The organism is Enterobacter sp. ODB01, from assembly GCF_001623605.1.
Lineage (GTDB): Bacteria > Pseudomonadota > Gammaproteobacteria > Enterobacterales > Enterobacteriaceae > Enterobacter > Enterobacter kobei.
Map to the genome: position 1 here is coordinate 3,629,745 of NZ_CP015227.1, position 20,344 is coordinate 3,650,088.

Annotated in this window: 15 protein-coding genes; 6 read left to right on the plus strand and 9 right to left on the minus strand. The window is 58.8% G+C overall.

What is annotated here, in order from left to right:
* Nucleotides 1-295: 295 nt before the first annotated feature.
* A complete protein-coding gene (locus A4308_RS17250) occupies nt 296-1,693 on the minus strand; it encodes a NarK family nitrate/nitrite MFS transporter (protein WP_014884177.1) in 1,398 nt (465 codons plus the stop codon).
* A gap of 309 nt (nt 1,694-2,002) precedes the next feature.
* Here A4308_RS17250 and narX point away from each other — a divergent pair, with 309 nt between their 5' ends.
* On the plus strand, nt 2,003-3,799 hold the full coding sequence (gene narX, locus A4308_RS17255; RefSeq protein WP_014884178.1) for a nitrate/nitrite two-component system sensor histidine kinase NarX: 1,797 nt from the start codon (nt 2,003-2,005) through the stop codon (nt 3,797-3,799).
* The gene (narL, locus tag A4308_RS17260; protein WP_008499531.1) at nt 3,792-4,442 is read left to right on the plus strand and encodes a two-component system response regulator NarL; all 651 of its coding nucleotides are present in this window, start codon (nt 3,792-3,794) and stop codon (nt 4,440-4,442) included. Before narX ends, narL begins: the two co-directional genes overlap by 8 nt.
* A gap of 3 nt (nt 4,443-4,445) precedes the next feature.
* Here the strand turns inward: narL and A4308_RS17265 are convergent, their stop codons facing one another.
* The 6 genes from A4308_RS17265 to A4308_RS17290 all read right to left on the minus strand — a co-directional run bounded on the left by A4308_RS17265 (nt 4,446) and on the right by A4308_RS17290 (nt 15,401).
* On the minus strand, nt 4,446-5,852 hold the full coding sequence (locus A4308_RS17265; protein WP_045281222.1) for a YchO/YchP family invasin: 1,407 nt from the start codon (nt 5,850-5,852) through the stop codon (nt 4,446-4,448).
* Nucleotides 5,853-6,000: 148 nt separating this feature from the next.
* The gene (locus A4308_RS17270; protein ID WP_063308689.1) at nt 6,001-8,478 is read right to left on the minus strand and encodes a nitrate reductase; all 2,478 of its coding nucleotides are present in this window, start codon (nt 8,476-8,478) and stop codon (nt 6,001-6,003) included.
* The gene (gene nirB / locus A4308_RS17275) at nt 8,475-12,461 is read right to left on the minus strand and encodes a nitrite reductase large subunit NirB (RefSeq protein WP_072251773.1); all 3,987 of its coding nucleotides are present in this window, start codon (nt 12,459-12,461) and stop codon (nt 8,475-8,477) included. The genes A4308_RS17270 and nirB overlap by 4 nt, the downstream gene beginning before the upstream one ends.
* Nucleotides 12,462-12,474: 13 nt before the next feature.
* The gene (locus A4308_RS17280) at nt 12,475-13,263 is read right to left on the minus strand and encodes an ABC transporter ATP-binding protein (RefSeq protein WP_045281220.1); all 789 of its coding nucleotides are present in this window, start codon (nt 13,261-13,263) and stop codon (nt 12,475-12,477) included.
* Between the two features lie 9 nt (nt 13,264-13,272).
* Entirely contained in the window at nt 13,273-14,151 is an 879-nt protein-coding gene (ntrB, locus tag A4308_RS17285) for a nitrate ABC transporter permease (RefSeq protein WP_014884183.1), read from the minus strand.
* 2 nt (nt 14,152-14,153) lie between these two features.
* Nucleotides 14,154-15,401, minus strand: a complete 1,248-nt coding sequence (locus A4308_RS17290; RefSeq protein WP_045281219.1) for a CmpA/NrtA family ABC transporter substrate-binding protein — start codon at nt 15,399-15,401, stop codon at nt 14,154-14,156.
* On the opposite strand from A4308_RS17290, the gene A4308_RS22905 reads away from it, so the two are divergent.
* Complete coding sequence (locus tag A4308_RS22905) at nt 15,400-15,522, plus strand: hypothetical protein (protein ID WP_255343926.1); 123 nt, start codon at nt 15,400-15,402, stop codon at nt 15,520-15,522. The two genes, A4308_RS17290 and A4308_RS22905, sit on opposite strands and share 2 nt — an antisense overlap.
* A gap of 106 nt (nt 15,523-15,628) precedes the next feature.
* Here A4308_RS22905 and nasR read toward each other — a convergent pair whose 3' ends face one another.
* On the minus strand, nt 15,629-16,813 hold the full coding sequence (nasR, locus tag A4308_RS17295) for a nitrate regulatory protein NasR (protein WP_045135485.1): 1,185 nt from the start codon (nt 16,811-16,813) through the stop codon (nt 15,629-15,631).
* Between the two features lie 72 nt (nt 16,814-16,885).
* Between nasR and A4308_RS17300 the strand changes: the two genes are divergently transcribed.
* The 3 genes from A4308_RS17300 to A4308_RS17310 all read left to right on the plus strand — a co-directional run bounded on the left by A4308_RS17300 (nt 16,886) and on the right by A4308_RS17310 (nt 19,581).
* Nucleotides 16,886-17,239: a DsrE/DsrF/TusD sulfur relay family protein gene (locus tag A4308_RS17300; protein ID WP_014884187.1), complete on the plus strand. Its 354-nt coding sequence runs from the start codon at nt 16,886-16,888 to the stop codon at nt 17,237-17,239.
* A 106-nt stretch (nt 17,240-17,345) separates the two neighbouring features.
* Nucleotides 17,346-19,130, plus strand: a complete 1,785-nt coding sequence (locus A4308_RS17305) for a methyl-accepting chemotaxis protein (protein WP_014884188.1) — start codon at nt 17,346-17,348, stop codon at nt 19,128-19,130.
* A gap of 211 nt (nt 19,131-19,341) precedes the next feature.
* Complete coding sequence (locus A4308_RS17310; RefSeq protein WP_045135486.1) at nt 19,342-19,581, plus strand: DUF1883 domain-containing protein; 240 nt, start codon at nt 19,342-19,344, stop codon at nt 19,579-19,581.
* Nucleotides 19,582-19,611: 30 nt separating this feature from the next.
* On the opposite strand, the gene A4308_RS17315 is transcribed toward A4308_RS17310, so the two are convergent.
* The gene (locus tag A4308_RS17315; RefSeq protein ID WP_049010511.1) at nt 19,612-20,307 is read right to left on the minus strand and encodes a gamma-glutamylcyclotransferase; all 696 of its coding nucleotides are present in this window, start codon (nt 20,305-20,307) and stop codon (nt 19,612-19,614) included.
* Nucleotides 20,308-20,344: the final 37 nt, after the last annotated feature.

The following is a 20,344-nucleotide window of genomic DNA, read 5'->3' on the forward strand; positions in this document are numbered from 1 at the left end:
AATTGATAACGATCAAGACGACGAGGGACTTTCAGGGGTGGGGTTAGGCCAAATACCACCAAAGCGGTAGATTTTAAAAATTCATAATAATATGATTTTTAATGATATTTTCATTTCATCGTACAATAACCACGGCAAAATTTAACATCTCAGGTATTAAGGGGTAGACCTCCCTGCAAGGCGACGGCGATCACAGTGTTACCGGCGCGCTTCTGTGCAAACCCACCAGTATGTTGTAACTACTTCCAGATCAAAAAAAACGCGGCCCCAAGGCCGCGCAAACGGATAATCACACTTACTTATTTTTCTTGGTATTACGGCCATATACCAGCCACGTAATCACAACGCAGGCGATATAGAACACAAGGAACACTTTCATCGCACCCGCCGGGGAACCGGTCAGGTCAAGCGAAATACCGAACGCTTTCGGGATAAAGAAGCCGCCAATGGCACCGATGGCAGAGATAAAGCCCAGCGCAGCAGCGGTATCCGTCGCCGCTTCACGCATCGCCTGCTCTTCGCTTCCACCCTGCGCTTTCACGCGATCCATCGTCAGCTTACGGAAGATCACGGAGATCATCTGGAAGGTGGACGCACTCCCCAAACCGGCCGTCAGGAACAGCACCATAAACACGCCGAAGAAGGCGATGAAGTTTCCGCCCTGTCCGTCCGCTGGCAGCGTCAGGAACAGCAACGCACAGAAGACAGCCATCACGACAAAGTTCACCAGCGTCACGCGGGTACCGCCCAGACGGTCAGAAACCATGCCGCCCAGTGAGCGAGCCAGCGCGCCAATAAATGGACCAAAGAAGGCGAATTGCAGGATCTGCACGTCCGGGAACTGGGTTTTCGACAGCATGGCGAAACCGGCAGAGAAACCGATAAACGACCCGAAGGTGGCCAGATACAGCAGCGCCATCACCCAAAGGTGTCCACGTTTCAGCACCGGCAGCTGTTCACTCAGTGACGCCTTCGACGCAGACAGATCGTTCATAAAGAACCACGCTGCCAGGGTGAAGACCACCAGGAACGGCACCCAAATCCAGGCGGCGTTCTGCAGGTAGAGGGAAGAACCATCCGCCTGTTCAACGCCACCGCCACCAAAGGCAGCAAAAATGGACACCGAGATCGCCAGCGGCGCGATCAGCTGCATCACGCTCACGCCCATGTTGCCCAGACCACCGTTAATGCCCAGCGCGCCACCCTGTTTCGCTTTCGGGAAGAAGAAGCTGATGTTCGCCATACTGGAGGCGAAGTTCGCACCCGCAAAACCGCACAGCAGGGAGATGATCACGAACACGCTGAACGGCGTGGACGTATCCTGCACCGCGAAGCCGAGCCACACGCAAGGCACGATCATGATCCCGGTACTGAATGCCGTCCAGCGACGGCCACCAAAGACCGGCACCATAAAGGCGTAAGGAACGCGCAGCAGCGCGCCTGACAGCGACGGCAACGCGGTCAGCATAAACAGCTGATCGGTTGTGAACGTAAACCCAACTTTTGGCAGATTTACCGCCACTGCACTAAACAACATCCATACGCAAAACGCTAATAACAGACACGGAACGGAAATCCACAGATTCCGGCTTGCTACACGATGGCCGCGCTGTTGCCAGAACGCCGGATCCTCTGGACGCCAGTCTGTAATAACGGCACCATTTTCCCTTTCGGGAGCGGATGAGTGACTCATAGACACCTCTGATTCTCGAATGATGCTGCAAACATTAGGGTTTTAGGGCGGCGGTAAGTTGATATAAATCAAAGGAAAAGTGCGAGGATTTGCGGCACGAAAAAAGGTCTTATCCTTAGTGAGTAGGCAAATCAGGTCAAAAAGACGTTGTTTTTCACGGCGCTGACGCGTCCCTGCTCCCCCTACCCTCAGATGCATACTCCACTGGCAATTTAGGAGTAATCATTTGTAGGTATGGGTATACTCCAGGGTATGCACCAGAATAGCGCCATTCCTGCAAGCAGGCCACGTCAGGAGCCCGGCAACTCTATGTTAAAAAGATGTTTATCACCGCTGACACTCGTCAATCAGTTAGCCCTGATCGTTTTGCTGTCCACCGCACTCGGCGTGACCGGCATGGCGATTTCCGGCTGGCTGGTACAAGGGGTACAGGGTAATGCGCATGCCATCAATGAGGCAGGCTCGCTACGCATGCAGAGTTACCGTCTGCTGGCGTCGGTGCCTCTGACGCAGGACGACCAGCCTCTCATTGATGAAATGGAGCGCACGGCTTTCAGCCCTGAACTGGAAAATGCAGCCATCCGCGCCGGTCAGCAATCCCAGCTTAAAGCCCTTCAGGGCTACTGGCACACCCAACTGGAACCCGGACTGAAACAGGCGCAAAGCCCGGAGACGGTCGCGCAGGACGTGGCGGGTTTTGTCTCACGCATTGATGCCCTGGTCTCCTCTTTTGACCAAACCACTGAATTACGCATCGATCGGGTGGTGATGGTACACCGTGCCATGGCGCTGTTTATGGGCCTGCTGCTGATCTTCACCATTATCTGGCTCCGCGCGCGGCTGCTGAATCCGTGGAAACAGCTGCTGGCCATGGCCCGGGCGGTTACCGCCCGGGATTTTACCCAGCGCACGCACATCAGCGGACGCAACGAAATGGCGATGCTCGGCCAGGCGCTCAACACCATGTCGGCAGAGCTGTCCGAAAGCTACGCGGTGCTTGAGCAGCGCGTACAGGAAAAAACGGCCGGGCTGGAGCAGAAAAACGAAATCCTCTCTTTCCTGTGGCAGGCCAACCGCCGGCTGCACATGCAGGTGCCGCTCTGTGAACGCCTCTCCCCGGTGCTGAATGGCCTGCAAAATCTGACCCTGCTGCATGACCTGGAACTTCGCGTTTACGACGTGGAAGATGAAGATAATCATCAGGAGTTTACCTGTCAGTCCGACATGTCCTGTGATGATAAAGGCTGTCATTTATGCCCTCGCGGCCTGCCGCCGTCGACCACTGGCGGCACGACGCTGAAATGGCGGCTAACGGACAGCCATACCCAGTACGGTATTCTGCTGGCGACCCTGCCCGCCGGGCGTCACCTGAGCCACGATCAGCAACAGCTGGTTGATACGCTGGTTGAACAGCTAACGGCCACGCTGGCGCTCGACAGGCATCAGGAAAAACAGCAGCAGCTCATCGTTATGGAAGAACGCGCCACCATCGCCCGCGAGCTGCATGACTCAATCGCCCAATCGCTCTCCTGTATGAAAATGCAGGTAAGCTGCCTGCAGATGCAGGATGCGCAGATGCCGGACAGTAATAAACAGCTGCTCAGCCAGATACGCAACGAGCTGAATACGTCCTGGGTACAGCTGCGTGAGCTGCTGACCACCTTCCGCCTGCAGCTGACCGAGCCGGGCCTGCGTCCGGCGCTGGAAGCCAGCTGTCAGGAGTTTAGCGCCCGGCTGGGGTTCCCGGTGAAGCTGGATTACCAGCTGCCGCCGCGGTTTGTCCCGTCACATCAGGCCATTCATCTACTGCAGATCGCCCGTGAAGCACTCAGCAACGTGCTTAAACACGCGGAAGCGACGGCGGTCACGGTCACCGTCAGCCAGCACGCTAACCAGGTCAGACTCACGGTTCACGACAACGGCCGCGGCGTGCCGGAAAATGCCGAGCGCACGAACCACTATGGTTTAATCATTATGCGAGACCGCGCCCAAAGCCTGCGCGGTGATTGTCAGGTTCGCCGGAGAGAGACGGGTGGCACGGAAGTCGTGGTCACCTTTATTCCCGAAAAACCGCTTACAACTTCTCAAGGAGAAACCCATGACTAATCAGGAACCGGCATCCATCCTGTTGATCGACGACCATCCGATGCTGCGTACTGGCGTAAAACAGCTGGTCAGCATGGCACCCGATATTACCGTGGTTGGCGAAGCCAGCAACGGGGAACAGGGCATTGAGCTCGCCGAGTCCCTCGATCCCGATCTGATCCTGCTCGATCTGAACATGCCCGGGATGAACGGCCTGGAGACCCTCGACAAGCTGCGGGAAAAATCGCTTTCCGGACGCATCGTCGTCTTTAGCGTCTCGAACCATGAAGAAGATGTGGTCACGGCGCTGAAGCGCGGCGCGGATGGTTATCTGCTGAAAGATATGGAGCCGGAAGATCTGCTTAAAGCACTGCAGCAGGCCGCGGCGGGCGAGATGGTGCTGAGTGAAGCCCTGACGCCGGTGCTGGCCGCCAGCCTGCGGGCCAACCGCGCCACGTCTGACCGTGACGTCAGCCAGTTAACACCGCGCGAACGCGATATTCTCAAACTAATCGCCCAGGGGCTGCCGAACAAAATGATCGCCCGCCGTCTGGATATCACCGAAAGCACGGTCAAAGTGCATGTGAAGCATATGCTGAAGAAAATGAAGTTAAAATCCCGCGTTGAGGCCGCCGTGTGGGTACATCAGGAACGCATTTTTTAAGGATTACTCATCCGGCAGCAGCTTCCAGCGCGGGTCGTCGTCAGGTATAGCGATCAGCGGCTGCACCACCGCAAGCGTGATCTCATTGGACGAGACGCGCTGGCCCTTCTCATCTTCCACTACCGCCGAAAGATGCCAGCGGTTTGTCGCGCCTTCTGCCTCATTCCAGGCAGGCATAATCACGCTCCAGCCGTCGCTGCTGTTACCCTTTCCGGGCGAAGTCAGGCTCAGTGCCTGGGTATCGCCCTGCCAGTGGATCTGACGGATGCCGTGCGTGCTACGAGTCTGTAGCTTCAGCATGACGGTTTCACCCCCTTTCAGATCCCACGGCGGCGTTGCCAGCCAGACGGACAGCGTTTTACGCTGGCGGAACTCCATAATCGGAAGGCTGTTGCGCTCGGGGGAATCATAGCGGCTGCCACGCAGAGAACGCGTGGCCGCAACTTCACTGGCGGAGAGTTGCTTTACCAGCGGCACGCCAAAGCGGTAGTTAAGCTTCAGGCCGAGGTTATTCTGGCTTTCGCCGCTTTCACCCTGCTTATGCGCGGCGGTCAGCGTGACCAGCGGAACCGGGGTATAGTTAAGCCCAAGATTGACCGCCACCGGGTTGTGATAGCCGGTTCCGCTGTTGAAGAGATCAACGTTGTCGCCAAAATACTGCTCGACGCTGACGCTGGTGTTCAGGTGATGAAACCACGGCAGCCAGGCTTTGGCGGTGACATCATATCCCCGCGCCATTCGCTGTTCCTGAACATCAGATCTGTCGCGCCATCCGGCAAACGGCTGGTAATAGTTCGCTGACAGGCGCAGATTCTCCCCCCACACCTCGGCGCCCAGTCCGGCACGCTGCAGGTTTTCGTCCAGCAGATTATCGTAGAAGGTGTTGTAGCCCAGCAGCCATTTTCCGGCGACCCAGCGCTGGCCGATTCCGGCGTTACTGACCAGGCCATCCGTCTGCTGCGTCAGGCCAAGCTGGCTCCAGCTCAGGTAACGGTTGTTATCGTTCCAGGGGATAAACCAGCTCCCGCTGCTGCCGTTAAATTTGCCCTCGTTATCCACCAGTAAATTGACGCTGGCGTTCCCCCAGGGCGACAGCCAGGACTCAATCTGCTGGTTCACTTCGCCGCTCACCGCGTCGCGCACCTGACCAAAGGCAAACTGACGCGCCTGCTCGCCCGTTGTCAGGCCGTTGTCGGTCATACTGGCTTCACCAAAGGCTTTCGCCATTTCGGCCAGGTGCTTTTCCCCTTCCCCTGAGGGAGCAGCCATACCCAGGTCGGGCAGATTATCCCCGTTATTATCAAAAGGATTTTGTGCCTGCTGGATAAAGGAACGCGGCGCACCGTGAACGGCTCCGGCCGTAAGAAGGGGGAGTAAGAGCAGAAAACGAATGCGGGACGATACAACCATCAACGTCGTAAAAAAGAACCTGTGTTTATGGATAAACTCTTATTATGTTAACGCGATAAGCCTGGAAATGCAGTTCTGGCGGAAATTTCAGGATTATCCTGAAACTGATTGTCGGGTGGCGGCTACGCCACCCGACGCGCTTACACCATCATCCAAACAGTCCTTTCAACTCCGAAACGCAGGAGCCACAGTTCGTGCCGCACCGTAACGTTGCCCCCAGCGCGGCGACGCTTTCGCACCCTCCGGCTATCGCCTCCCGAATCGCATTTTCTCCGACGCTGAAGCAGCTACAGATAATGCGTCCCGGATCCGCCGTCTCCTCCACACCCTGCCCGTTCAGCAGCGCATGACGCTCTGCAGGCGTCGTGGGGGGCGAGCGAAAAGCAGCATCAATGATCGGGTGTACCAGCTCCGGTAACGTGGTGCCTTCCCAGAAGCCGAGCATCAGCTGACCTTCATGCCAGGCCAGCACGCTACTGCGTTCGCCGGTTTGAGCAACCTGTAACTGCCAGCCCCGGCTGCTGGCGTAGTTCATGACCCACGACAGCAACGGTTTATCTCCTGATACCGTCAGATGCGAGGCTTTACGCCACCAGTGAACCCAGGATGGTAACTCCGGCTGTTCGTGGGTATAGAGCACCCCTTGCCAGACGGGCAGCCAGGGCATGATCCGAACGGCGGTTTGTTTGCTCTCCGGCTGGCCAGACGCCGGATCGCAGCGCCCTTCCACCAGCGCATTCACCTTTCCCTGACGGGCAAACACGGCGTTCCAGTGCATCGGGGCAAACGCCTCGCCTTGCCGGATGCCGCGGTTGACTCGCACTCTGGCGACCATCACGCCGCGCGGCGAACTGATCCGCGCCAGCTGGCCATCACACAACGAGAACCGCATGGCATCGCTGGCGCAGACCTCAACAAACGGCTCCGCGATATGCTGCATCAACCGGGACACATACCCCGTCCGGGTCATGGAGTGCCATTGATCGCGGATGCGTCCGGTATTGAGGAGCACCGGGTACAGCGTGCTGACCGCCGCACCGTGCTGGACCGGATCGACCGGCACCAGGTTTCGGCGCGGAAAATCCCCCGTTGACCACTGATACGGCTCCAGCCGCTCCCACGCTTCCCGGGTAAGTTCAGCCAGGTCATGCAGGTTCAATGCCCGCGTGCCGTCATTTTCAAAGGCCGTCAGCGCCGCGTGTTCGCAAAAAATCTCGTGCGGATGTTGCCAGGCAAAGGCGTCGCCGTGCCCCAGCCGTTTTGCAATCTGCGCGACGATCCACCAGTCCGGTTTTGCCTCTCCCGGGGCAGGCAGAAAGGCGCGCTGGCGCGAAATACGCCGCTCGGAATTGGTCACAGTGCCGTCCTTCTCCCCCCAGGCCAGCGCCGGAAAACGGATATGGGCGAACCGGCTGGTGTCGGTATCGTTCATGACCTCAGAAACAATCACCAGCGGGCAGCCTGCCAGCGCCTGACATACGGCGTGACTGTCCGGCAGCGAGACCGCTGGGTTGGTGCCCATGATCCACACCGCCTTCACCTCGCCACGGGCAATGGCATCGAACAGTTCAACCGCCATCAGGCCTGGCGTCTGCGCCAGCCTTTCCGTTCCCCAGAAACGCGCCACCCGCGAAAGATCGTCCGGCTCAAAGTTCATGTGCGCCGCCAGCTGATTCGCCAGCCCGCCCACTTCCCGTCCGCCCATGGCGTTTGGCTGTCCGGTCAGCGAAAACGGACCGCAGCCCGGGCGGTTGAATTTTCCGCTGGCAAGATGGACGTTGATGATAGCGTTACACTTGTCGCTACCGCTCGATGACTGATTGATCCCCATGGTGTAGAGCGTGATCGCGCGTGGCGCGGTGACAAACCAGTCATAAAACACACCAATATCCTGCACAGGAAGGTCGCAAAACGCCGCCACGCGGGCCATCGGCCACGCGTCGGTTCCCTGGATCATATTGAGCAACCCCACAAACAGCCCCGCATCGCTGCCGGGTTTTAGCGCCAGATGCAGGTCAGCAATATCACAGGTAACCGTTTCACGCGGGTCAATCACCACCACCTTCATCTGCGGATTGGTTTGCTTTGCCTGCACCAGCCGCTGGTACAGAACAGGGTGCGTCCAGGCGGCATTCGAGCCCACCAGTACCACCAGATCGCTGTTCTCCACGTCCTCGTAACTGCACGGCACCACGTCCTCACCGAAGGCAAGTTTATAACCCACCACCGCTGACGACATGCAGAGCCGGGAGTTGGTATCAATGTTCGCCGCCCCGATGAACCCCTTCATCAGCTTGTTAGCGGCGTAGTAATCCTCGGTTAACAGCTGGCCGGACGCGTAGAATGCCACCGCCTGCGGCCCCCATGTGTCGATAATGTGCTGGAGCCGTTCACCTGCCGCCTCCAGTGCCTGCGTCCAGTCCACCTCATGACCGTCGAGGACCGGGTGCAAAAGCCGCCCCTGTAAATCGGTTGTCTCCCCCAGGGCGGCCCCTTTCACGCACAGGCGACCAAAATTCGCCGGATGGGTTTCATCTCCCCGAACGCTGACCACGCCGCCTTCCAAGCGGGCGACCACGCCGCAGCCCACCCCGCAGTAGGGGCATGTTGTCCGGGTTTCTGTCATGAAGCCTCCGCACGCATGACCAGGGCATCGTTACCGACCCACACTTTGCCGTTTTCAATTTTCACCGGCCAGGCGCGTACCGCAGGCTCACCATTTTCAACCTGACAGCCATCGCGCAGACGAATGCGCTGTTTATAAAGCGGAGAGATCACCACCGGCTCCCCCGCCGCATCGCCAAGAATGCCGCGAGAAAGCACGTTCGCACGGCTTCCTGGCTCCAGGTCGTCGAGGGCATAAACGGTTTTGCCAAAGCGGAACAGCGCAATCGCGTTGTGACCAAGACGCGCGCCAATGCCCGCCTGTTCGGGGATATCCTCGATACCGCAGATTTCCTGCCAGCGTTTGCCTTGCTCTGCGGCAGTGTCGTTCACAGCGGTGCGGAACAGCGCCAGACGGTTGGGATCGTTGAGCGTGGTCTGCCATTCGCACTGGTAGGTTTCTACCACCCGGGCCATCTCCTGCTCCAGTTCGTGGGCAATACCCAGACTGTCGTCGAGGATCACCTCGCGCAGATAGTCGAGGCCGCCTTCCAGGTTGTCCATCCAGGTGCTGGTGCGCTGCAGGCGATCCGCCGTGCGGATGTAGAACATCAGGAACCGGTCAACGGTACGGATCAGCGTTTCATCGTCCAGATCGCTGGCGAAAAGATCCGCATGGCGCGGCTTCATGCCGCCGTTGCCGCACAGGTAGAGGTTCCAGCCTTTATCAGTGGCAATGACGCCCACGTCTTTGCTCTGCGCCTCGGCACACTCGCGGGTACAGCCGGAAACCGCCATTTTGATTTTGTGCGGCGCGCGCAGGCCTTTGTAACGGTGCTCCAGTTTGACCGCGAGGCCGGTGGAGTCCTGCACGCCATAGCGGCACCAGGTCGACCCAACGCAGGATTTCACCGTGCGCAGAGATTTCCCGTAAGCGTGGCCGGTCTCAAATCCGGCTTCCACCAGCGCCTGCCAGATCTCCGGTAGCTGTTCCAGAGTGGCGCCAAAGAGGTCAATACGCTGCCCGCCAGTGATTTTGCTGTAAAGGCTATAGCGCTTTGCAATCTGGCCGATGGCGATCAGCCCGTCGGCGGTCACTTCCCCGGCGGGCATACGCGGCACGATGGAATAGGTTCCGTCCTTCTGAATATTGGCAAAGTAACGGTCGTTGGTGTCCTGCAGCGGCAGATGCGCCGGTTTAAGCAGATACTCGTTCCAGCAGGAAGCCAGCACGGACCCGACCAGCGGCTTACAAATTTCGCACCCGTGTCCCTGACCGTAGCGGCTGATGAGCTGGTCAAAGGTGCGGATATGGTTGACGCGCACCAGGTGGTAGATTTCCTGGCGTGACCAGGGGAAGTGTTCACAGATATCCTTTTTCACCTCCACGCCCTGTTCAGCAAGCTGAAACTCCATCACCTGCTTCACCAGCGCACTACAGCCCCCGCAACCGGTCGCCGCTTTAGTGCACTGTTTGATGGCACCGATATCCGTTGCGCCCGCGCTCACGGCCTGGCAAATATCGCCCTTGCTGACGTTATGACACGAACAGATCTGCGCACTTTCCGGCAGCGCCGCCACGCCCAGCGCTTTTGGCGCGCTGCCTGAGGATGCGGGTAATATCAGGGTTTCCGGCGCTTTCGGCAGGCTGATTCCATTGAGCATCATCTGCACCAGCGTGGCGTATTCGCTGGCATCACCCACCAGCACGCCGCCGAGCAGCGTTTTGCTGTCGTGGCTGACCACGATTTTCTTGTAGATTTGCTGCGGGCCGTGCGTCCACTGGTAGCTCAGCGCCCCCGGCGTGCGCCCGTGAGCGTCGCCAAACGACGCCACATCCACGCCCAGCAGCTTGAGTTTGGTGCTCATATCCGCGCCGGTGAAGGTTTTATCCTCCCCTGCCAGCACGGCGGCGGCCACGCGTGCCATCTGGTAGCCCGGGGCAACCAGTCCAAAGATTTTCCCTTCCCACAACGCGCATTCGCCAATGGCAAACACGTCACGGTCGGAAGTCTGGCAGCCATCGTTAATGCAGATCCCGCCGCGCTCGCCGATAGCCAGCCCGCTGCTGCGCGCCAGCGCGTCCTGCGGACGGATTCCGGCAGAAAAGACCACCAGGTCCGTTTCCAGCGCTTCGCCATCGGCAAAGCGCAGCACCAGCCCGTCATCCGTCGACGCAATTTCCGTGGTGGCTTTAGCGGTGTGAACGCCCACGCCCAGCGCCTCGATTTTCTTGCGCAGCATCGACGCGCCGTCGTTATCGAGCTGAACCGCCATCAGATTGGGCGCAAACTCCACCACGTGAGTGTCGAGCCCGAGTTGTTTCAGGGCGTTTGCTGCCTCCAGCCCCAGCAGCCCGCCGCCGATGACGACCCCGCGACGCGCACCCGCCGCATGGGCCGCAATGTTGTCGAGATCGTCGAGCGTGCGGTAGACAAAACAGCCCGGCAGATCGTTACCCGGTACCGGCGGGACAAACGGGTATGAGCCGGTCGCCAGCACCAGTTTATCCCAGTGCGTTTCATGCCCACTGGCGGTACGCACCACGCGCGCGTCGCGGTCAATGGCGACAATCTGCTGCGACAGGCGCAGCTCAATGCCGTTATCAGCAAAAAAATCCCCTGCCACCAGCGAGAGCGAATCCGCACTGCGGCCGCCAAAATACTCGGACAGATGCACGCGGTCATAGGCGGCATAGCGCTCTTCACCAAAGACCACGATCTGATACTGCTGATGTAAGTTGCGGTTAACGCAATCTTCGAGAAAATGATGGCCGACCATACCGTGCCCAACCACCACCAGAGTAGGTTTTGTCATAGCGTTCTGTCCTGCAACCTGCGGTTGCGTAGTGAATCGATCGAACAGCCAGTCCGCGTGTGCGGGCGCAGCCGTTGCCAGTAAATCGGTAAATGTCGCCGCGTTGCGGCAATCTCCCATCAGCAGCACGCCAGCCAGCGTCCCCTGATGGATCAGTAAGCGACGATAGTGACGCGTCAGCGGATCCCATGAACGCCAGACCACGTCGCCCTCCTGCTCCGCCGCGCGACCCAGGCTGAACAGCTCCACGCCGGTCACCTTGAGGCGCACACCGTTGTCGGTGAGGGTAAATGGCGCAGTGGTGTCGCCCGCCAGCCGTGCGGCGAGGATATCGGCCTGCGCCAGACAGGGGGCGACCAGGCCAAACGTCTGGCCATCAATTTCGCAGCACTCGCCAATGGCATAGATGTCCGGCGCGGAGGTCTGCATCTGGTGATTCACCACAATCCCGCGCGCGCAATGAAGGCCGCTGGCCTTTGCCAGGCCAATGTTGGGCTGCACGCCGGTCGCCAACACCACGCGCGCCGCAGCAATACTGCGTCCATTGAGCAACGTCACGGTGTTGTCGTTAATTGCCGAGATGCCGGAGGCAAGCTCACAGCGCACGCCCCGTTCCGCCAGCGCCTCCTCCAGCAGCGCGCCAGCCTGTTGATCCAGCTGTTGTTCCATCAGCCACGGACCGCGATGAACGAGCGTGACGTTGTCACCTGAGCGTGCCAGTGCTGCCGCAGTCTCAACCCCAAGCACGCCGCCCCCCAGCACCACCGCCGGACCGGAAACTGCCTGAATGGCGCAGGTATCCTCCAGGGTGCGGAACGTGAACACCTGGGGCGCATCACCGCCGGGGATCGGCGGAACAAAAGGCGTTGAACCGGTGGCAAATACCAGGGCATCCCAGCCCAGCGTGCGGGTGGCGGTTCGCACTTCCCGTGAGGCCACGTCCACGGCAAGCGCCCTTTCGCTCCGCAGCACCGTAACGCCACGTACCCGGTACCAGTCCTCATCCTGAAGACAGATATCCGCTGCCGCTTTCTCGCCCCCCAGCACCGGCGAAAGCTGAATGCGGTTATAGGCATGCTCAGGCTCATCACCGACGACGGTGATAGCAAAACGACCCGAGGCCCGCCCGGTTAGCCCGTCAATCAGCCGGGTGGCCGCCATTCCATTCCCGATAATGACCAGTCGCATCAAAGCCCCCTCGTTACGCCGCTTTCGGCTGTTTTTCGTAGAGGAAATGGAGGATCTGCTGACGCATGTGGTGGTAGCGGCTGTCGTCCGCCAGCTGAACCCGGTTGCGCGGACGCGGCAGATCAACGCGCAGGATCTCTCCGACGGTCGCCGCCGGGCCGTTGGTCATCATCAGCACGCGATCGGAAAGCAGCACTGCCTCATCCACGTCGTGGGTAATCAGCACGATAGTGGTGTTCAATGCCTGCTGGATATGCATCACCGAGTCCTGCAGATGGGCTCGCGTCAGCGCATCCAGCGCGCCGAACGGTTCATCCATCAGCAGCACTTTTGGCTTCATCGCCAGCGCGCGGGCGATGCCCACGCGCTGCTTCATGCCGCCGGAGATCTCCCCCGGGCGCTTATGCAAGGCATGCCCCATCTGCACGCGGTCGAGGTTGTGCTCGATCCACGCTTTACGCTCAGCCTTGCTCATGGTGTGACGGAACACCTGATCCACCGCCAGGGCGACGTTGTCAAAGCAGGTGAGCCATGGCAGCAGGGAATGGTTCTGAAACACCACCGCGCGCTCGGGGCCCGGCCCGGCAATTTCGCGGTTGTCGCAGATAAGCCCACCTTCCGTCGGCAGCGTAATGCCGGCAATAAGGTTCAGCAGCGTCGATTTGCCGCAGCCGGAGTGGCCGATCAAACTGACGGTTTCGCCCTCGTAAATATCAAACGAAACGTTTTGCAGCGCCAGAAACTCGCCGCTGGCAGTAGAAAAGCGCTGGCTCACGCCCTGGACCTGAATTAATGGTTTCATCTTCGCTCCTTATTTTTCCTGCCAGCTAAAGCGACGGGCAATCAGCATCAGCCCCTGCTCCAGCAGCAACCCGACCACGCCAATAATGACGATGGCGATGAGAATGTTTTCGACGTTGAGGTTGTTCCACTCGTTCCAGATCCAGAAGCCGATGCCTAAGCCCCCGGTGAGCATCTCGGCGGCGACAATAACCAGCCAGGCAATACCGATGGAGAGGCGTACCCCGGTCAGCACCGCAGGCAGCACGGCGGGAAAGAGAATGCGGCGCATGATGGTCCACTCAGAGAGTTGCAGTACCCGGGCGACGTTGAGGTAGTCCTGTGGAATACGGCGCACCCCTTCCGCGGTGTTGATGACCATCGGCCAGATGGAGCAGATAAAAATGGTCCAGCTTGATGCTGGCTCCGCTTTCTGGAACAGCAGCAGGCCGATGGGCAGCCAGGCCAGCGGGCTAACCGGCCGCAGGAGGGCAATTAGCGGGTTGAACATGCGCGAGAAAAAGGTAAAGCGGCCAATCAGAAAGCCCAGCGGAATCCCCGCCAGCGCTGCCAGACCAAAGCCGATGGCGACGCGCTGCAGTGACGCAAGCACGTTCCAGCCTATGCCCATATCGTTTGGCCCGTCGCGATAAAACGGATCGGCGAACAGGGTTATGGCCGAGTCGAGCGTGCTGAGCGGCGTCGGGAAGCCTTTGCTGTTTATCGCCGCCAGTTGCCAGAGCACCACCAGCAGCCCCAGCCCCAGAAACGCCGGAATGACGCGCTGTAAAACATCATTCATTCGACGCGCCAACGCAGGCGTACGACGACGAACCTGTAACGGTGGCAGGACAATCACCTCCCCGCTCTCAGGCTTCTCTTGTGGTTTTGTGTTTTGCAGATGCGGCATAATCAGGCCCCTTTACGGTGAATGGCAAAACGGTTGGCGTACCCTTCCGGATCGGTTCCGTTCCAGACGGTACCGTCCATCAGCGTGCTGCTGCGATACGGTGATGAGGGAGTGGAGAGTCCGCCGACGGCGGTGGCAGCATCCTGCCAGACCGCGGTCTGGTTAATGCGCTGCGCAATACCCACGTAATCCGGCGCGGTTTTAAGCAAGCCCCAGCGGCGGAACTGGGTTAAGAACCACATGCCGTCGGAGAGGTACGGATAACTGACGGCACCCTCGTTGAAGAAACGGATCGGGTGCGCGTCCTGCCAGCGCTGCCCCAGGCCGTTGTCGTATTCCCCGAGCATTCGCCCGGTGAGATACTGTTCTTTGCAGTTGAGCCACGCCCGTCGCGAGAGGATCTGCGCGGTTTCACGTTTGTTTTCCGGGGACGCCTCAATCCAGCGCGCGGCTTCCATCACGGCACTCACCAGCGCCCGGGCGGTGTGCGGATTTTTCTCCACCCAGTCGCGACGCGTGCCGAGAATTTTTTCAGGATGATCTGCCCAGATGGACTGCGACGTGGCAGCGGTGAAGCCAATGCGGTCGTTAATCGCCCTCGCGTTCCACGGCTCACCGACGCAAAAGCCCACCATGTTGCCAATGCGCATGTTCATCACCATCTGCGGCGGCGGCACCACCACCGTGCGCACGTCATCGAAGGGGTTAATGCCTGCGCTCGCCAGCCAGTAGTAAAGCCACATGGCGTGCGTTCCGGTCGGGAAGGTGTGCGCGAAAGTGTAAGTGCCAGGCGCCTGCTGCCCGACCAGCGTTTTCAGCCCGTCAAGATCGCGAACCCCCTTCTCCGCCAGATCGCTGGAGAGCGTAATGGCCTGACCGTTCTGGTTAAGCGTCATCAGGTTTGCCATCTGCTGCGGCTTGCCTGCAATACCCAGTTCAAGCCCGTACAGCAGACCGTAAAGAATGTGCGCGGCGTCCAGCTCCCCCGCCACCAGCTTGTCGCGTACCGCTGCCCAGCTCGCCTCTTTGGTGGGGACGATGGTGATACCGTATTTTTTATCAAAGCCTTTCAGGGCTGCGATAACCACCGGCGCACAGTCGGTCAGCGGGATAAACCCGATACGTACCGTCTCCTGCTCCGGTTTATCCGAGCCTGCCGCCCAGGCAGCTTGCATGACACCCGGTAATAACACTGCGCCACTCGCCAGCATGCTGGCCTGCAAAAACCGTCGTCTCGACAAATCCGCCATGACCACTCCTGAAAAAAAGCCAAAAAAAAGCGCCCACAGTGCCGAAGCACCGCTGGACGCCTTTATCCCGAAGACTGATGCACCGCCGTTGGCGCACCGTCAAAAATGGTTAATTCAATAATGCAAAGTCAATGCCAGGTCTGAACACCCTGTTTCAGGGCCGACAGCCGGGTTTTGCTCGCCATTACGCACCCCAATCAGGCACAACATGCCCACTGATTGTGCAGCTACTCCTTTGGGGTTATCTGCCACACGCTTTTCACCGTAAGCAGCGCCCGGGCGATATCCACCATGCGCTGATTCTTGTCCATCGCCATTTTGCGCAGCGTTGTCCAGGCCTGCTCCTCACTCATATTCTGGTGGGTCATCAGCACGCTTTTTGCTTTATCAATGGTTTTTCGCTCCTCAAGCGTATCGCGCAGCGACGCAAGCTGACGGGAGAGCTGCTCAATCTCGCGCGCCTGCTGGCGAACCAGAGGCAGCAGGGGTTTATCCGGGTAATGCGCCAGCGGGTCCTCCAGTTCATCTGCAGGATGCGGATAGACCTCGTCACGCTGAATCCGCTCATCCACCGCGACCATCAGATCGGCGATGATTGTCTCCTCCAGCGCGCGCAGATGCTCCAGCCGCGCCGTCTGCAGCGCAAACCACGCCAGCGCGGTATGGCCATTATCCGCGGCAGGCTGGCGGGTACAGGCCACGCGCCGGAGTTGCTCCGTCTCACGGTCGGGCTGGCAGTTGAGGGAGAAAGTGGTCTGAACGTCAGCCTGACTGTGGGAGAGGAAGATCTCAAAGCAGGCTTGCTGCCCGTCAATGCGATCTACCAGTCTCTGGCGGGTAACGTCATCAAAAAAACCCTGCGTGAAGCCTATCGCCCCCAGGGCCCGCTCTTGTCCCGCCAGTTCTTTGCCCTGCATCAGGCTGTAAAGGGCGACAAACCGGCCCGCGATTTGCGGATCGTCAATGCTGTCATTGAGTTGCGGCACGATACTGAGCAGATGGCGAAGCATGCGGGAGTAATGTTCCATGGCCTGCGGGGCCGTCAGGGTTTGTTGACTCACCCCGTCACGCAGCGCGGGAAGTGTGTCCAGCGTATGCAGTGCATTACCGATACGTTCGCAGACGGCGCTCCCCGGGAGGAGGGACTGCTTGCCAAGTATCGTATTCAGCGCAGCAAGATTTTCGTCTACCAGCGCCCGGCTGGCTTTGCATTCAGGCGCGTAGAGCTTACCCTGTGAACAGAGCCAGACGTTAGATGCCCCACGCTCGCACTGTAGCATATGTACCAGTTGGCTAATGCCGTGCACCAGCACGTTCAGCTCTGCCAGCTTGCTGAGCTGCTCCCGGCGCATCAGCCTCGCGCGCTGAAGCCATTCGGTTGCACCTGGCGAAATGCCAGCCATTAATGTCATGCTTACTCTCCCGGACAGCGAAACTCCGGAGAATTAAGCAATATTCGTGCCTTTATAAGAACAGGAGTCAACATGCAGAAGATTGTGATCGTCGCCAACGGGGCGGCCTACGGCAGCGAATCTCTTTTTAACAGCCTGCGTCTGGCCATTGCGTTACGTGAAAAAGAGAGCGACCTGGCATTACAGATTTTTTTAATGTCGGATGCCGTCACCGCCGGGCTGAAGGGCCAAAAGCCGGCAGAAGGCTATAACATTCAGCAGATGCTGGAGATCCTGACCGCGCAAAATGTGCCGGTGAAACTGTGCAAGACCTGTACCGACGGACGCGGGATTACCACTCTGCCGCTGATAGAGGGCGTAGAAATCGGGACGCTGGTTGAGCTGGCCGAATGGACGCTGACCGCAGATAAAGTATTAACTTTTTAATAATAATCCCGTAAAAATATTATTTTCTTATGGACGCGGTTTCAGCATCAAGTTTACCTGCGGGGTTGCCGATAGGCATGGAAACAACACAGCAGGTATTTCACTTATGTTCAGATCGATTCGCGCACGTATTATCGCTACGACGACAGGTTGCCTTGTCGTCGCCCTTCTTCTCAATACCGTTATTAACTTCCAGGTCACGCGCCAGGATAACCAGCAGTCACAGCGCGATATATTGACCAGTACCAGCGCCAGCCACAACATGGCGATTGCCGACTGGGCCAAAAGCAAAATGACGGTGATTACCTCCGCACAAAGCGTCGCGCTGGCTGACGACCCGGTTCCGGTGTTTAAACAACTGGCGCAGGCGGGGGGATTCACTAACGTCTATGTGGGTTATGCGAGCAAGACGGCGAAGTTTTCTGAACCTGCGGGTGTCCCGGCGGATTATGATCCGACCATTCGTCCCTGGTATCAGCAGGTGGTGAGCACGGACGGCCCGGTAGTGACCGCACCCTATGTTGATGCCGGTACCGGAAAGCTGGTGGTGACGTTTGCTGTACCGGTGAAAGAAAATGGCGTCCTGAAAGCGGTGGTGGCGGGCGATGTCGCCATGGATAGCGTCGTGGCAAACGTGCGCGGCATCCACCCAACACCCGCCAGCAGCGGGCTGCTCCTGAACAGTGATGGTACCGTGATTGCCGCCAACGATCCGGCTTTGACCCTGAAGCCGTTTGCCGAGACGATCAAAGGGATCGACTTTGCGGCGCTGAAACGCGGTAATCCGGTCGACGGAACCCTGAATGATGTAGACAAAACCTTCATTGCCTCAGCCGTGCCGGGCACAAACTGGCTGCTGGTCGTCGCGCTCGACAACAGCGATGCCACCTCCGGCATGCGTTCCCTGCTGAAAGCGTCGGCGATTTCGCTGGTGATCCTGGCACTCCTGAGCGGCGCCATTGTTCACGTCCTGATTGCCCGTCTGCTGAAACGCTTGTCTGACATTCGTGATGCGATGCATAACATTGCCAACGGGACCAACGATCTGTCCCAGCGTTTGCCGGACAGCGGCAATGATGAAGTGGCGCAAATTGCGCAGGCCTTTAATGCCTTCAGCGATAAGCTTTCCGTCGTGATGGTACAACTCCGTGACGCCAGCGCGTCGGTGAAAAATGCCGCGCAGGAAATTGCGGCTGGCAACCAGGATCTTTCCGGGCGTACCGAGCAGGCGGCGTCCAGCCTTCGCGAGACCGCCAGCGCGGTGGAGCAGATCACCGCCTCCGTCACGCAATCGAATGAATCGGCAGCGGAAGCGAACGATCAGGCAAGCAAAGCGTCTGCGGCTGCCGCGCGCGGTGGTGAAGTGGTTTCTCAGGCCATCAGCACGATGCAGTCCATCGAAGTGGCGTCCGCAAAAATTGGTGATATCACCAGCGTCATCGACGGTATCGCCTTCCAGACCAACATTCTGGCGCTGAACGCCTCCGTCGAGGCGGCGCGTGCCGGTGAGCAGGGCCGCGGATTTGCCGTGGTAGCCGGGGAAGTGCGTAACCTCGCCAGTCGTAGCGCCCAGGCGGCGAAAGAGATCAAATCCCTGATTGATTCCACCACCGATAGCGTGGCGACCGGTTCGCGCTATGTGCATCTGGCCGGTGAAAGCATGGATGAGATCCGCTCCAGCATCGGCAGCGTCTCCGGCATCATGCGCGAAATCTCCATCGCCACCAGCGAACAGATGAAAGGCATCCATGAGATTAATCACGCTGTGACGCATCTCGACAGAATGGTGCAGCAGAACGCCGAGCTGGTGGTGCAGTCCGCCGCCGCCGCGGGAGCCCTGCAGAGCCAGGCGGGCGACCTTGCTGAAACGGCCGGCCATTTCCGCATTTAATGTTCCTCCGGCGCGCGTTTCGCGGGTAAAACGCGCGCCAGCCTAACTTTTGAGGAATTTTGTCATTTTTGTTTAATCGTTATGCCATTTTTTGATCAAAATCAGCATCCCGACTCTCCCCCTTTGGTGTTATGCAACGAGTGAATTGTGAACAACATCACGCTCGGATATGGCTGCAGGGAGAGCGTTGTTTAAGACTACGGGGTAAAAAATGGCACGGGTAAAAACAAGTTTGAAACTGTTCGGCGGGGATACGGTAGTGGTGCGTTGCTCAGAACGCTGCCGCATACATCTCATGAGTTCAAAAGCGCAAAAGCAATCCCAGGCGGATATTCTGACCGTGCAGGATGATAAAGCGTGGCTTACCGTGCCGTATACCGGCACATGGGATGTGCTGATCGACAGCCACAGTCAGTCGCTGGAGCATTCCGTCAGCTACGTGGCAGCATAAGAGTAAACGCCCGGCCAGCCGGGCGTATTATCAGGCAAAACCCGGTCGCAGCGTGCTGTTGACAGGGTTCCCTTCCAGCAGCGCCCTCACCTTTACCACCAGCTCATTCAGACAATCGTCCTTCATGCCGAGGCGGGTCAGCTCCTGATCGAGGGAGAAGAGATACTGCGCGTTGGTGCCCAGCGGCCCGCTGGCGGCGGCAATCAACGGGGCGATGACCTGCGTGCGGGTATCCGCTTCATACAGCGGATGGCGTGGATCCATAATAAACACCAGCGCATTGACGGTAAGTCCATCGTCAAGCTCCAGCTTGCACCAGCTCGGCATATAGCAGCCGGTGATCATCTCGCGCTTCCAGAGCAGCGTCAGCTCCTCTTCGAGCGTGGCATCCGGGAGGCGATACGCCACGCCCGTGGTGCGTCCGCCCTCTTTCAGTGCAAGCATGCGACCAGGCTGACACGCACTGCCGCGTCCGGCCGTCAGGCGCAGACAAAATGCGCGGTGCCAGCCAGGCAGCGTTCCCGTTGCCGATTCGACAAATTCCAGAGCCGGGTTCCACATCAGCGAACCGTAGCCAAAAATCCATACCGGGCCATCATCCGGGCGGCAGGCAAGCGTGGCAGCAAGCGACGCCGCACGTTGTTCAGCTGACCAGAGAAGCGATTCCTCAATAGCACCAAATGCCGTCTTACAATCTGCCTTCATTAAGAAATCACGCGTTAACACTTTACACCTCCGCCACTGCATGCTTCCTTGCGACATC